The organism is Arthrobacter sp. NQ4 (assembly GCF_029077345.1).
Classification (GTDB): Bacteria; Actinomycetota; Actinomycetes; order Actinomycetales; family Micrococcaceae; genus Arthrobacter.
Map to the genome: position 1 here is coordinate 17,127 of NZ_JARETC010000012.1, position 13,618 is coordinate 30,744.

The following is a 13,618-nucleotide window of genomic DNA, read 5'->3' on the forward strand; positions in this document are numbered from 1 at the left end:
TCTTCGGCCCTGCGGCCTTGTGCTGACCCTAGTACTGGCCCTTGATCACAAAGTAGGAGCCGCGGATGGTGCCGGCGAGCTTGGACTTTTGCCTGGCGAACTTGAAGCTGGACGCCAGTTCCTCCGGGACCTCCATGCCGTCGGACAGCTTGAAGCCCACGGCCCGTTTTCCGCCCTCTTCGACGGAGTACATGACGTTGATGGACAGCCCGGACTCGTAGAAGACGTAGGCCATTCGCAGCCCGTCCACCTCGAAGGAGGACACTTCAAGGGGCTTGGACGCGATCACCAGGTTCCGCTCCGTGGACAGGATGTTGGTGATGTACTGCAGCGTCTCCTGATCGTCTTCGGCCGGAGTGACGGTGAAGTCGTGGTCGTATTTGTTCTTGTAATAGCGCGCCTCGTTCGCGCGCAGCCCGGCCAGCGCCTCCGCCACCGGTGACGATTCCAGGCCGGCGGTGGAGACGTTCTTGAAATCCACGGTGTACGGCATGAGTCCTCCTGGGTTTGGTCCTGTGGCACATCGTTGCAGATCAGCGCCGTGCCTGCACTACTCCCCGGCTTTTCCCCCGGCTACCGCACCGCCAGGCCCAGCCCTGCCGCGAAGGAGTGCTCCCCGCCCTCGACCGTGTGCCGCGCGCCGTCCGGAAGCACGACGTCGGCCGCCACCCCGGCGGGAACGGTCGCCTCGAGGCGGAACCCCCCGTCGTCGGACGTCCAGGCCACGCGGACCTCGCCGTGCGGGGTCTTCAGGGACGTCCTGGCCCAGCTGATCCCCTCCCCCGGCCGCGGCTGGATGAGGACGCGCGCATAGCCGGGCTCCAGCGGCCGGATGCCGCCGATGGCCTTGTGCATCCAGTCCGCCACGGCGCCCAGGGCGTAGTGGTTGAAGCTGGTCATCTGCCCGGGGTTGATGGTGCCGTCCGGGAGCATGGAGTCCCAGCGTTCCCAGACGGTGGTGGCACCCATGGTGACCGGGTACAGCCAGGACGGGCAGCCTTCTTCCAGCAGGAGCCGGTAGGCCTCATCCACGTGGCCGGTGTCCGTGAGGGCGTGGGTAATGAACGGCGTTCCCGCGAACCCGGTGGACACCCGGTAGCCATTGTCCCGGACCAGCTCGGCCAGGCGGTTCCCGGCAAACTCCCGCAGCTCGGGGGTGGCCAGGATGTCGAAGGCGATGGCCAGCGCGTAGACCGTGGTGCAGTCGCTGAGGATGGTGCCGCCGGGCGCCACGTAGTGCTCGGCGAAGGCGTTCCGCACCCGGTCCGCGAGCGCGTTGAAACGGGCCTCGTCGTCGTGCTTTCCCAGCAGCCCGGCGGCCTGGGCGGTGAGCCGGGCGGTGCGGTACATGCAGGCGGTGGCCACGACGGCGGTGTCCGCCTTGGCTGCCCACGGCTGGTCCGGCGCGGCATCAGGGTCCAGCCAGTCGCCGAACTGGAAGCCGGAATCCCACAGCCCGGACGGCGAGAGCAGGCCCTCCACGCGGCGGGTGTGCGCAGCCATGGATTCGTATTGGTTCCGCAGCACGCCGAGGTCACCGTACGCCTCCCACAGCGCCCAAGGCACCCACACCGAGGCTTCGCTCCACAGCGCGGAGGACTCGGGCGACGGGAATTCCGGCGGCTGCGGGCAGTACTTCAGGACATCCGGGACCACGATGGGGACCAGGCCGTCCTGTGCCTGCTGCTCCACGGCGAGGTCCAGCAGCCAGTCCTGCAGGAAGCCCTTGACGTCGTACAGGTAGGCGGCGGTGGGGGCGAAGACGGCGATGTCGCCGGTCCAGCCGAGCCGCTCGTCGCGCTGCGGGCAGTCGGTGGGCAGGTCCAGGAAGTTGCCGCGCAGGCCCCAGACGATGTTGCGGTGCAGCTGATTGACGAGGTCGTTGGAGCACTCGAAGGTGCCGGTCCGCTCCAGGTCGGAGTGGACCACCACGGCCTCAAGATCATCCGCTGTCAGGGTTCCGGGCCAGCCGGTGACCTCGGCATACCGGAAGCCGTGGAAGGTCTTGGTGGGCTCGAAAAGGTCCTTGCCGCCGGAGAGGATGAACCTATCCTCGGCCTTTGCAGAGCGCAGCGGCCGGACGCCCAGTTCCCCTTTTTCCAGCACCTCCGCGTGCCGGACGGTGATCACGTGCCCGGCCTCCCCCTGCACGCTGAAACGCAGCCAGCCCACCAGGTTCTGGCCGAAGTCCACCAGGGTCTTCCCTGCGGGTGAGGTGAGGATTTCCACGGGACGGACGACGCCGGCACGCACCACGGGCGGGCCCACCGGCTCAGCCAGCCGGCCGGCGTCGAACTCCAGCTCCCGCACGCCCGCCCATTCAGTCCCGGGCGCGAAGCCGGGCTCCGCCCAGCCCGGCTGGGCGCGTCGGGCGTCAATGGTCTGGCCATCGTAGAGGTCGTTGAAGGTGGTGGCGGACGGTCCGGCCTGCCAGGAAGTGTCCGAGGCGACCGACTGCACTTGGCCGTCCGCGAACTCGATGTCCAGCTGCCCAACGAAGCCCAGCTCGCTGCCATACAGGTTGGACAGGCCGTGCCAGGCCAGCCGGCCACGGTACCAGCCGTTGCCCAGCTCGATGCCGATCACGGTGGACGGGCCAACCAGCGCGGTGACGTCATAGGTGCGGTAGCGCACCCGCCACTCATAGGAGCTCCAGCCCGGGCTCAGCACGTCGTCACCCACCGGGGTGCCGTTGATGAACGCCTCATAGACGCCCAGGGCGGTGGCCCGCAGCGTTGCCTTCACCACCCCGCCGTGGCCCTCGTCGAGCCGGAACGCCTTGCGGAGGCGCGGGGCGCCGTCGAAATCCTGCTCGGGGGTGATCATGGCGGCGTGCCAGGTGGATGTCATGCGGGATGGTCCGTTCTGAAGTAGGGCAGCAAATTCAGGCGTAGTGGCAGGCGACGTCGGCGGCACCCACCCCGCGCAGGGCCGGCCGTTCCGTGGCGCACAGCTCGGTGGCGAGCGGGCAGCGGAGCCGGAACGGGCAGCCGCCGGGTCCGGGAACGGCGGCGGCGCCGGTGCGGACACCCAGCGATTCGCGGGCTTCCCGCCGGGCGGCCTGCTCGGCAGGCCGGGGCACCGGGGATGCGGCCACCAGGGCCTGGGTGAAGGGGTGTTTCGGGGTTTCCGTGACGGCGGCGGCCGGCCCGGTTTCCATCACCTGGCCGCGGTAGAGCACCACCACCCGTTCGGCCAGGAACTGGACCACGGCGATGTCGTGCGCAATGAACAGGTAGCTCAGGCCGCGTTCGTCGCGGAGGTCGGCCAGCAGGTTGAGGACCTGCGCCTGGGTGGAAAGATCCAGGGCGCTGACGGCCTCATCGCAGACCACCAGCTTGGGGTCGCAGATCAGGGCGCGGGCCACGGAGATCCGCTGCCGCTGCCCGCCGGAGAACTGGCTGGGGTACCGGTCCACGGCCTCCCGCGGCAACCCGACGCGTTCCAGCATGTCCTCCGCTTTGGCCCTGGCTTCAGTGGGTGAAACGCCGCGCAGCCGGAGCGGTTCGGCAAGGGAGGTGCCGATGGTGTTGCGGGGGTTCAGCGAGGAGTTGGGGTCCTGGAAGACGGCGCGCAGTTCCCCGCCCAGCGCCCGCCGCTGCGCGGCATTGGCGGATGTGATGTCCCTGCCCTGGTAGCTGATGGAGCCGCCGGAGACCTTCTGGAGGCCCAGGATGGCCTTGCCGATGGTCGACTTCCCGGAGCCGGACTCCCCCACCAGGCCCACGGTCTCGCCGGGCGCAATCGAAAAGCTGACGTGGTCGACGGCGGCGGGTGCGGCGGCTGCCTTGCGCCCGCGGCCGTAGCGGACCACCAGGTCCTTGACCTCCAGGACGGGGGTGCCGGCTGCAGGTGCTGGTGAATCGCGGCGTTCCGTGACTGCGGTGATCATGCCAGGTCCTTTTCGACGATGGTGGTGTTCGTTGGGGCCACCGGGCTGACCGGAAGGAGCCTGGCGGCGGGGACGTCCGTGGCCAGCCAGTCCATGCCTTCGACGGCGAGCTGGTCAGCTTTGACGCATCGGACCAGGCCGTCGCCGGTGCCGGACGCCAGCAGCGGGACCGGTTCCGTGCACGCGGAGCCGGCGAACTGGCAGCGTGCGGCGAAGCGGCAGCCGGAGGGCCAGTCCTTGGGCTGCGGCACCTGGCCTTGAATCGTGGCAAGCCGCTCCGGCATGGCGTCCCCGTGGTTGGCGTGCGGGTCGGCGGCGAGCAGGGCCAGGGTGTAGGGGTGGCGCGGGTTGTCCAGGATGGCCTGGGTCTTTCCGTTCTCCACCACCTGCCCGGCGTACATGACGGCCACCTGGTCGCAGATGTCCGCCACCACGCCGAGGTCGTGGGTGACCATCACCACGGACATGCCGGTGTCCTTCACCAGGGCCCGCAGCAGGGACAGGATCTCGGCCTGGACCGTGACATCCAGGGCTGTGGTGGGCTCGTCCGCCACCAGCAGTTTGGGCTGGCCGGAAAGGGCCAGGGCGATGGCCACGCGCTGGGCCATGCCACCGCTGATCTGGTGCGGATAGGTCTTCAGGATCCGGGCGGCATCCACGATGCCCACCTTCTCCAGCAGGGCCAGGGCCTCCTTCCGGGCTTCGGCCTTGCCCAGGCCGCGGAGCCGCCGGATGGTTGCCGTGAGCTGGTAGCCCACCGTGAACATCGGATCCAGTGCCCGCATGGGCTCCTGGCTGATCAGGGCGATGTCACGGCCCCGGATGCCTTCCATCTCCTTGTCCGTGGCGGCCGCAAGGTTCTTCCCGTTCCAGAGGATCTGGCCCCCGGTTACCGAGACGCCGGACGGGAGCAGGCCCAGGAGGGACAGCGCCGTCATGGTCTTGCCGCAGCCGGATTCGCCCACCAGTCCCAGGACGGTGCCCTGTTCGACGTCGAAGGAGACGTCGGTGACCAGCCGGACGCCGTTGCCTGTCCCCGCATTGCCGACGCCGACGGACAGGCTGCGCACGGACAGGGTGCCCTTTGGCGCGTCCCCGGGGGCGCCGTCCCCGGGCGCCGGGGCAGCCGCGGCGATGGCGGCGACGGCCCTGGCCCGCTGGCGGCGGGCTGCCGCGGAGGGCAGGTGCGGGGCCGCGGCGTTGGGCGCCTTGCCGAGCGCATTGCCGATGGCGTTGGCGGACAGGACCGTCAGTGCCAGCACGGCGCCGGTGGGCACCATCATCCAGGGGGCGTCATAGACGTGCTGGGAGGCGCCCTGGATCATGCCGCCCCAGCTGGGCTGCGGGATGGGCGGCCCGAACCCGATGAACGCCAGGCCTGCCTGGATGAGCATGCCCACGGCGAAGATGAGGGCCGCCTGGACCACGATGGTGTTGGCAAGGCCGGGCAGGACGTGCCGGACACTGATGCCCAGCGGCCCCACGCCGTCCACCTTGGCCGCGTCCACGTAGAGCTGGGACTGCAGTGATTTGGCCTGGCCCAGGATCACCCGGTAGATGCCGGCGGACATCAGGATGCCCAGGATGGCCATGACCATGGGGATGTTGGTGCCCACGGCGCCGATGACGGCCAGGATGATCACCGTGCCCGGCAGGGACATCATGATTTCGGTGATGCGGTTGATCACGGCTTCGGTCCGCTCGCCGGCACCGGCAGCGGCCATGGCGAGGACGGTGCCGAGTCCGACGCCGACAATCACCGTGATCATCGACGTTCCCAGGGTGCCTGCCGCGGCAGCGAAGATGCGGCTGAGGATGTCGCGGCCCAGTTCGTCGGTCCCCAGCCAGTGGGCGGCGGTGGGGCCGGACAGGACGGCGGTGAAATCCTGGTCCTCGGTCTTGAACGGCAGCCAGAGTGGAGCCGTCAGGGACGCGGTGACCACCACGGCCAGCCAGAGCAGTCCGGCCACGGCACCGGGCGAACTGAGGAGCCAGTGCCTGGACAATCTGGTGGGTGCAGCCTTGCCTGCGCCGGGCACGGAGGCGCCTGCCGCCGTCGTACTTCCTGCCTGGTCCGCGTCCGCGGGGGCCGGGGAAACTGTGGGGATCATGAGGCACGCAACTTCGGGTCGAGGAACTTGGTGGCGAGTTCCAGCACCAGGTTGACGGCGACCACCACCACGGTGGCGATCACCACCACGCCCTGGACGGCAGGGGCATCGTGGGTGCTGACGGAGGTCTGGACGGCCTGCCCCAGTCCGGGCATGGCGAACAGCTGCTCCGCGATGACGGAACCGCCGAACAGGCCGATGAACTGCAGGGCGATGCCGGCCACGATGGGCAGGCTGGCGTAGCGCAGGGCGTGGACGTAGAGGATCTTCCACGTGGGCGTGGCGGTGGCGCGCAGGGTGCGGATGTGTTCCTGCTGCAGGGCTTCGAGCATGGACGCCCTGGTCTGGCGGGCAATGAAGGCGGCGCCGCCCACCGCCAGCGTGATGACCGGCAGCGCCAGGGACAAAGCCCAGTCCTGCGGCGAAACGTCGAACGGCACATAACCTGTGGCCGGAAAGATTGAGGACTGGACGGCGAACAGGTACACGAAGATGACGCCCACCCAGAAGGCGGGCAGGGCAACCAGGAGGCCCACGAAGCCGCCGATTGCCTGGTCGAGCACTCCCCCGCGGACCGCGGCCGTGACGCCAAGGGCGATGCCCAGGATGGCGCTGAGGATGGTGGCACCGGCGGCGAGGGAGGCCGTGACGGGCAGGCGGCTGGCGAGGTCTGTGCTGACGGAGCGGCCATCAATGAGCGAGACGCCCAGGTCGCCCTGTACTGCGGAACCCAGCCAGGTAATGAACTGCGCCGGCAGCGGATCGTTCCAGCCCAGCCGCTGGTTGACCTCGTCAATGGCTTCCTGGGACGCACCGGCGCCAAGGGACACGGCCCCCGGGCTGCCCGGCATCGCGTGCACCAGCAGGAATGCCAGCACCGCAACCACCAGCACGGTGGCCAGCGCCATCAGCAGGCGCTTGGTGATGAATAGTGCCATGGTGACCTCCATCGGTCAGGCCCCTCCCGGGCGGCCCTGGTCCTGCGGCCGCCCGGGAAGGTGCGGGTATCAGCTTGCCGGCGTGTAGGACGAGAGGAGCGGGTAGGCGTTGGTGCCGGCGAACTTCACCGGGGCTACCTTCTTGGTGTTGTACCCCTGGTTGGTCAGCGCCTCGTACAGCGGGATCATCCAGCCGGACTCCACCAGCCGCGTGTTCAGCTTGGTGGCGGCGGCCTTCACGGCAGCGTCGTCCTTGGCCGCGGCCAGCTCGCCGGTGGCGGCGCTGAGCTGGTCATCGGTGGCCTTCTGGACGTTGGTGAAACCGTTGAGGACGACGCCGTACATGACGCCCACCGGGTTGTCCCAGTTCAGCGGCGCGTACCCCAGGGGCGTGGTGGCCACCGCGGCGAAGGCTTCGTCGGTGGAAGCGGCCATCTTCACGTTCATGGTGATGCCGACGGCGGCGAGGTCCTTTTGGACGGCCTGGAGGTCTGTCTGGGTCTGGGCGCCGGCGATGATGGTGAATTCGAAGCCGTTGGGGTAACCGGCCTCGGCCAGCAGGCTCTTGGCCTTGTCCGGGTTGTAGGCGAATTTGGTTTCGAGGTCCTTGGTGAAGCCCGCGGAGTCCTTGGGGAGGGCATTCCAGGCGGGGATGTCACCCTTGTGCAGGGCATCCACCAGGGCCTGGCGGTTGATGGCGTACTGGATGGCCTGGCGCACCTTTTCCTGTGCGAACGCGGGCGCGGTCTTGCCGATCTTGTCGAACGAGATCATGGTGTTGACGGTGCCGCCCGCCTGGGAAACGCCCACTCCCTTGGACTTGGCGAAGTCCACCGTGGAGGACGTCAGCATCGCGACGTCGGCCTGCCCCGAGACCAGGGCGTTGGCGCGGGCCTGGGGGTCCAGGACGACGCTGAAGACAACCTTCTTGTAGGCGAACCTGGCTGCGTCAGCGCTTTTGTCGTTCTTGACCAGGATGTACTTGTTGCCCTTCACGGTGGACGGGTCAAGGGTGTAGGGACCGGAACCGTCCGGCGTGGCAGCCAGGCTGGCGGTGTCCGTGACACCGTTCTTGCCCACGATCATTCCGGTGGTGGAGGCCAGGTTTTTCTCGAATCCGGGCTGCGGCTTGGCGAAGGTCAGGGTCACCTGGGTGGGGCTGACTACGTCCACGGACGTGATTTCCTGGGCGCCGCCCTTGGCCACGGCGGAGTAGGCGGTCAGGGCGGGGTCGGACCGGCGGTCCAGGTTGGCCTTGACCAGTGCCGCGTCAAGCTTGGAGCCGTCCGTGAAGGTGATGTCGTCCTTGAGGTTGAGCGTCAGGACGGTGCTGTCCGCGTTGTAGCTGAAGTCCTTGGCCAGGCCGGGGCCCGTGGAGCCGTCCGGCTGGAGGGTCATCAGGCTGTCGTAGAGGCCCTCGAAGAACTGGCGTTGGGCTGCAGCAACGCGCAGGGGGTCGTAGCCGAAGGAGGCCGAATCGCTGTCGATGGCCAGGGTCAGGCTGCTCGCATCAGCCTTCGCGGACGCTTGGGAATTGCCGCCGCCGCAGGCGGCCAGGGAACCCATCAGCAGGGCACCGGTCAGGACGGCAGCGCTGCCGCGTGCGGTGGAGGTCATAAGTTTCATCTGGTGCGCCTTCGCATTCTTCTATGACGGTGACAAACGGAGGAAATTCGAGGGGCCGGAGCTGTCCGGCTCCCTTCAAGAATCCGTTGGGGCCTGCGGGACCAAACATGAGAATGTCATTGATTGAAAAAGTATTGTGGCGGCGGTCACGCCGCTGGACAGGATGGATGCAGGCAGTGAGGCCTGGGACGCCTCCGCGCGTCCATAATGAGAGGAATCACCTATGACCAACCCGTTTCCGCACGACTTCCTTTGGGGCGTGGCTACCGCCGGCCACCAGGTTGAAGGCAACAACGTCAACAGCGATGTCTGGTTCCTGGAACACCTTCCGGGCACCATCTTCGCCGAGCCCTCGGGGGACGCCGTGGACCACTACAACCGGTACCGGGAGGACATCGCGCTGATCGCCGGCCTGGGCTTCACCAGCTACCGCTTTTCCCTGGAGTGGGCCCGGATCGAACCGGAAGAGGGCCACTTCTCGGTGGCCGAGCTGGAGCACTACAAGCGGGTGCTGGAGGCCTGCCACGAGCACGGGCTCACCCCGGTGGTCACGTTCCACCACTTCGCGTCGCCGCTCTGGCTGTTGCGGTCCGGCGGCTGGGAGGGCGGGCGTACGCCGGAGCTCTTCGCGCGCTACTGCGACCGTGTGATGGCGCACCTGGGCGACCTGATCGGCGTCGCCTGCACCCTGAACGAACCCAATCTTCCGTGGCTGCTGGAATCGTTCGGCATCGGCGGGGAAGCACCGGAGAACCGCGGGAAGGTTCCCATGTGGGCAGCCGCGGCGGAACGGCTTGGCGTCCACGCCAGCACGGTGGCCCCGTTCCAGTTCTGCTCCACGGAGGCCGGCTTCAACGTCAAACTTGCGGCGCACAAGGCCGCCATCGCAGCGATCAAGGCGCACCGACCGGAGCTGCAGGTGGGCTGGACCCTGGCCAACTCGGACATCCAGTCCATCCCCGGCGGTGAGGAAACCGCGGACCGGGTGCGCCGGGACGTCAACGGGCGGTTCCTGAAAGCATCCCGCGGCGACGACTTCGTGGGCATCCAGACCTACGGCCGCACCGTGTACGGCCCGGACGGCCACGCTCCCGCTCCGGAGGGAGCGGCGGTGAACCAGATGGGCGAGGAGATCTACCCCCAGGGCCTGGAGGCAACCATCCGGGAGGCCTGGCGCGTTGCCGGCATCCCGGTGATGGTCACCGAGAACGGGCTGGCCACGGAGGATGACACGCAGCGCGTGGCCTTCCTGGAGGCGGCGGTCGACGGCGTTGCCTCCTGCCTTGCCGACGGCATCGACGTGCGGGGCTACATCGCCTGGACCGCGTTCGATAACTTCGAGTGGATTTTCGGCTACCGGCCCATGTTCGGCCTGATCGCCGTCGACCGCTCCACCCAGGAACGGACCCCGAAGGACAGTGCACGCTGGCTGGGCACCTTCGCCCGGCAGCACACTGCATCCACGGTCACGCAGCCGGCATAGTGGCAAACAATGGCCCGGACCGCCTTTGGCGGTCCGGGCCATTGTTTTAGCCTGCTACTGATGCAGGCGCAGCTTCGCGAGGAAGTCCGCCATGATCAACCGCGTATCCACCGAGGTGTAGGTCCGGCGGGAGGGCTGGGTGCCCGTTTCCGTGAAGGTGGACGTGACGTCGTCGAGCCCGGTGACCACCAGGGGTGCGCTGTCGCCCAGGCACCACAACGGCCCGAACTTCACGAAATCCGGCACCTCCAGGCTGTTGTAGAGCTCCCACAGCCATGCGCCGGCCGGCCCTGAGTTCCTGAAGGCATGATCGAGTTCTGCCACCGGGGCAACCACCTGCCGGTACGTCTCTGCCGGGAACTGCCAGACGGCCAACTGTTGGTTTTCCAGCACAGAATCCGCGGCGGCGGGATCCGTGAAGTAGTTGTATTCCTCCTCATTCGCCGCCGCCCCGCCCACCCACGCCAGGGTGAGGGAATGGGCGACGGCGGGATCCAGCAGGAGCGCATCGGCCACGTTGGTGAGCGGGCCGGCACAGACAAGGATCAGGGGCAGCTCTCCTCCGGCCGCCGCGGCGTCCACAATGGCACGGGCAGCCGCATTGTCCCGGGCTTGTCCGGTGAAGGGGGCATCGGAGCCGGCCTGCACGTCGGACACTTCCGGCCGCTTCAGGACCCGCAGCAAACCGGCCGCGAGGTCTGCGCCCCTTTGCGCCATGCCGCCGGGCGGTCCAAACATCGGGTTGGTCAGTGAACTGGTGACGCCGACGATCCTGTTGGCGGGCGACAACGCATGGTGGGCCAGGGCCACCAGCCCGTCCGGGTCCCCTGCCCAGTCGTTGTCGATTATCACGCGGCACCGGGGCTCGACCCGAATCATGTCCATGCTGGTCCTTTCACAGGTCCGGGGGCGGCCGGCCGGGAGTGATCCCGCGCCCGGACCGGCAGGCAGTCCCGGCTCAACAGGTAGTCTCAGGAACAAGTCTTGCTGCCCGATACGTCGGTGGGGCGGCAGCTTTCATTCACTGGAACGATTCGGGGGGATCCGTGCCACGCTTGGCCCAAGGGGATTTGGCTTGGTGGGGCCGGGCGTACTTTGCCCTGCAGGCAGTGGCTGGTGGCCTCTGGTGGGTCGCTGTTTTCCTCTCGCCCGGGATCCGCCGGGCCACCCTCGGTGGACTCGACCCCGTCCTCACCGCCACCCTGGACGTTCCCCTGTTTGTTGTTGCCTCCGCTGCCGCGGCTGCCGGAGTAAGGACAGCCGCCGTCGTCAGTACCTCGTGGACCGTCCTCGTCACGGCCGCCCTGGCCGTCTATGCCACCGCCACGGCCCAGGCGGGCCTGGGTGTGCTGGCCATGGGGGCTGCCACCTCAGGTTCAGCCGCTGCGCTCTGCCTTGTCCTGCTGGGGCGGATACCTACCGAGTGGATTGTGCGCGGCCCCTTCGCTTTCCGGCAGGCCCGCAGCCGGCCACGACCGGGACTCCACATGGCCGGAACGCTCGCGCAGATCGTGGTGTTCTGGGGTTTCTTCCTGGGCCTTGTTCCGTCCATCCTGGGTTTCCTTGAACAGCGCTGGGGCCTGTCCCTGGCCTTTCCCCCGTTGGCAGTTCCGGTCGGTGCCGCCTTCCTGGTCCTGGCGAGCGCCCTGGGGATTTGGTCGGCGGTGGTGATGTCCACCGTGGGGGATGGAACGCCATTGCCGTCGGCCATGCCCAACCGCCTGGTGATTGCCGGGCCCTACCGGTGGATCCGGAACCCGATGGCGGTGGCAGGCATAGTGCAGGGAGCCGCGGTGGGCCTGCTGCTGCAGTCGTGGCTCGTGGTGGCCTACGCAGTCCTGGGCTCGCTGGTGTGGAACTATGCCGTCCGGCCTTTGGAAGAAGCAGACCTCGCGGAGCGGTTCGGCGCCGGGTTCCAGCACTACCGCGAGGCGGTGCGCTGCTGGGTCCCCACGTTCCCTGGAGCCCCCGCACGCCCTAGGCGGAACCGGGTTCGCGGATCACCAGCACCGGGCAGTGCGCGTGGTGGATGGTCTGGTGGGACACGGAGCCGAGCAGCATCCCGGTGAATCCGCCGTGGCCGCGCGAACCGACCGCCACCAGGTCCGCGTCCCGGGAGGCGTCGATAAGTGCCGACGCCGGATTCCCCTCCACGATGCGCCCCGTTATGGGCACGCCCCGGTCCTTGACGCGTTCGAGTTCTGCCTCGAGGATGGCCTGGGCGTCCTTCTGGAAGATGTCGTAGTCCCAGGCTGTGCCGAGGGCATCGCTGACGTAGGGGAAGTTCCAGGCTGTCAGGGCCTGCACCTCGCCGCCGCGCAGCCTGGACTCCTCGATGGCCCAGTCCATTGCCGCCTTGGACTGGTCTGACCCGTCCGCGCCCACCACGATCCTGAAACTTCCGCTGCCGGCCACAGTTCCCCTCTTCCTGTTGTGAAGTTCTTCCGGCGGGACTAGGCCTGGCCCGCTGCGGTCCCCTGTGCCGGCACGGCCACCGTCGAGTGCTCCGCTTTGGCGGCCTGGTGCGGATTCCCCGCTTCCTTTGCGCAGTGCAGGCAGCAGTAGATGCCGGCCTCGCTTTCAACGGCATGGCCCAGGATCCGGCAGCCGCAGTGCTCGCAGGCCGGCGCCATCATGTGGATGGCGCATTCGAAGCTGTCGAATGTTCCGGTCTGGTTCCCCATACTGACGGTGAACATGCGGCCCTCGCTGCTGCCGCAGACGTCACATGCGCCCATGGTCCTTGCCTCCTGTTGTGCTTGCCTGCTCCAGACACTCAAGTTGACTGCCGGGGCGGGTCCGCTGCCTAGGGGCGAAGGTCCCCCGGGGCTAGCGGTCTAGATGTGGCGGAGGTAGCGTTCCGGCGAGTCCATGAACCGCCGCCAGTTCGCGACGAGTTCCAGTTCCTCCCAGGCGCGGGGCCGTAATCCCCAGGGCCCCACTTCGAGGATCGAGGCTCCGGGAAGGGCCGCCAGCAACGGGGAATGCGTGGACATCACCGCTTGGGATCCTCCGCCGGCCAGCAGTTCCTTCAGGACGGACAGCATGCTCAGGCAGCCCGGGAAGGACAGGGCGGATTCCGGTTCGTCAAGGACCCACAGCCCAGGACCGTTGAAGCGGTCGGCTGCCAGCTGCAGGAAGGACTCTCCGTGGGACATGTCGTGGAACGGAATGTCCGGGAGGGCTGTGCTGGGGTTCTGCTCCAGGTACGTGTAGAACCCGTGCATCGTCTCAGCCCTCAGGAAGTACCCCCGCCGGGTGGCACCGGCGTTCCGGATGAGCTGCAGGTGGTCGCCCAGGACTGATTCGGTGCGGCGGGTGGCATGCCGTGCGCCTGTGGAGCCGCCCTCTGGAGACAGCCCGTAGGCGAGCGCGAGGGCTTCAACCAGGGTTGATTTCCCCGACCCGTTCTCGCCGACCAGGATGGTGGCGGGCCCCAGGTCGAGTCCTTGGTCAAGGACCTGGGACACCGGTGGCAGCACCGCCGGCCAGAGTGCCCGGTCCAGAACGTTCCCCGGATCCTCTGCCAGCCGCCGGACGGGGTAAATGCGCAGAGGCATGGCCCCAT

Annotated in this window: 12 protein-coding genes; 2 read left to right on the forward strand and 10 right to left on the reverse strand. The window is 68.1% G+C overall.

Annotation, left to right across the window (positions count from 1 at the left end; translation table 11 throughout):
- Positions 1 to 28 precede the first annotated feature (28 nt).
- From PUN51_RS17160 to PUN51_RS17185, 6 genes are all read right to left on the reverse strand, one after another.
- The gene (locus tag PUN51_RS17160; protein ID WP_159634098.1) at positions 29 to 493 is read right to left on the reverse strand and encodes a phage tail protein; all 465 of its coding nucleotides are present in this window, start codon (positions 491 to 493) and stop codon (positions 29 to 31) included.
- Between the two features lie 80 nt (positions 494 to 573).
- Positions 574 to 2,850 carry a glycoside hydrolase family 78 protein gene (locus PUN51_RS17165; RefSeq protein WP_275181904.1) on the reverse strand — a complete coding sequence of 759 codons (2,277 nt, stop codon included), beginning with the start codon at positions 2,848 to 2,850 and terminating at the stop codon, positions 574 to 576.
- 34 nt (positions 2,851 to 2,884) lie between these two features.
- Entirely contained in the window at positions 2,885 to 3,892 is a 1,008-nt protein-coding gene (locus PUN51_RS17170) for an oligopeptide/dipeptide ABC transporter ATP-binding protein (RefSeq protein ID WP_275181905.1), read from the reverse strand.
- Complete coding sequence (locus PUN51_RS17175; RefSeq protein WP_275181906.1) at positions 3,889 to 6,003, reverse strand: dipeptide/oligopeptide/nickel ABC transporter permease/ATP-binding protein; 2,115 nt, start codon at positions 6,001 to 6,003, stop codon at positions 3,889 to 3,891. The genes PUN51_RS17170 and PUN51_RS17175 overlap by 4 nt, the downstream gene beginning before the upstream one ends.
- Positions 6,000 to 6,953 (reverse strand): ABC transporter permease, encoded by a 954-nt coding sequence (locus tag PUN51_RS17180; protein WP_308209025.1) that lies wholly within the window; start codon positions 6,951 to 6,953, stop codon positions 6,000 to 6,002. Before PUN51_RS17180 ends, PUN51_RS17175 begins: the two co-directional genes overlap by 4 nt.
- Positions 6,954 to 7,010: 57 nt before the next feature.
- A complete protein-coding gene (locus PUN51_RS17185) occupies positions 7,011 to 8,567 on the reverse strand; it encodes an ABC transporter substrate-binding protein (protein WP_159634113.1) in 1,557 nt (518 codons plus the stop codon).
- A 223-nt stretch (positions 8,568 to 8,790) separates the two neighbouring features.
- On the opposite strand from PUN51_RS17185, the gene PUN51_RS17190 reads away from it, so the two are divergent.
- The gene (locus PUN51_RS17190) at positions 8,791 to 10,050 is read left to right on the forward strand and encodes a glycoside hydrolase family 1 protein (RefSeq protein ID WP_275181907.1); all 1,260 of its coding nucleotides are present in this window, start codon (positions 8,791 to 8,793) and stop codon (positions 10,048 to 10,050) included.
- Positions 10,051 to 10,104: 54 nt separating this feature from the next.
- Here PUN51_RS17190 and PUN51_RS17195 read toward each other — a convergent pair whose 3' ends face one another.
- On the reverse strand, positions 10,105 to 10,935 hold the full coding sequence (locus PUN51_RS17195; protein WP_159634119.1) for a nucleoside hydrolase: 831 nt from the start codon (positions 10,933 to 10,935) through the stop codon (positions 10,105 to 10,107).
- A gap of 185 nt (positions 10,936 to 11,120) precedes the next feature.
- On the opposite strand from PUN51_RS17195, the gene PUN51_RS17200 reads away from it, so the two are divergent.
- Positions 11,121 to 12,119: a methyltransferase family protein gene (locus PUN51_RS17200; RefSeq protein WP_275181908.1), complete on the forward strand. Its 999-nt coding sequence runs from the start codon at positions 11,121 to 11,123 to the stop codon at positions 12,117 to 12,119.
- Here PUN51_RS17200 and PUN51_RS17205 read toward each other — a convergent pair.
- From PUN51_RS17205 to PUN51_RS17215, 3 genes are all read right to left on the reverse strand, one after another.
- On the reverse strand, positions 12,028 to 12,465 hold the full coding sequence (locus tag PUN51_RS17205) for a universal stress protein (RefSeq protein WP_275181909.1): 438 nt from the start codon (positions 12,463 to 12,465) through the stop codon (positions 12,028 to 12,030). The genes PUN51_RS17200 and PUN51_RS17205 overlap by 92 nt on opposite strands.
- Positions 12,466 to 12,503: 38 nt before the next feature.
- Positions 12,504 to 12,788: a hypothetical protein gene (locus tag PUN51_RS17210; protein WP_159634125.1), complete on the reverse strand. Its 285-nt coding sequence runs from the start codon at positions 12,786 to 12,788 to the stop codon at positions 12,504 to 12,506.
- 99 nt (positions 12,789 to 12,887) lie between these two features.
- Positions 12,888 to 13,610, reverse strand: a complete 723-nt coding sequence (locus PUN51_RS17215; protein ID WP_275181910.1) for an ATP-binding cassette domain-containing protein — start codon at positions 13,608 to 13,610, stop codon at positions 12,888 to 12,890.
- Between the last annotated feature and the right edge of the window lie 8 nt (positions 13,611 to 13,618).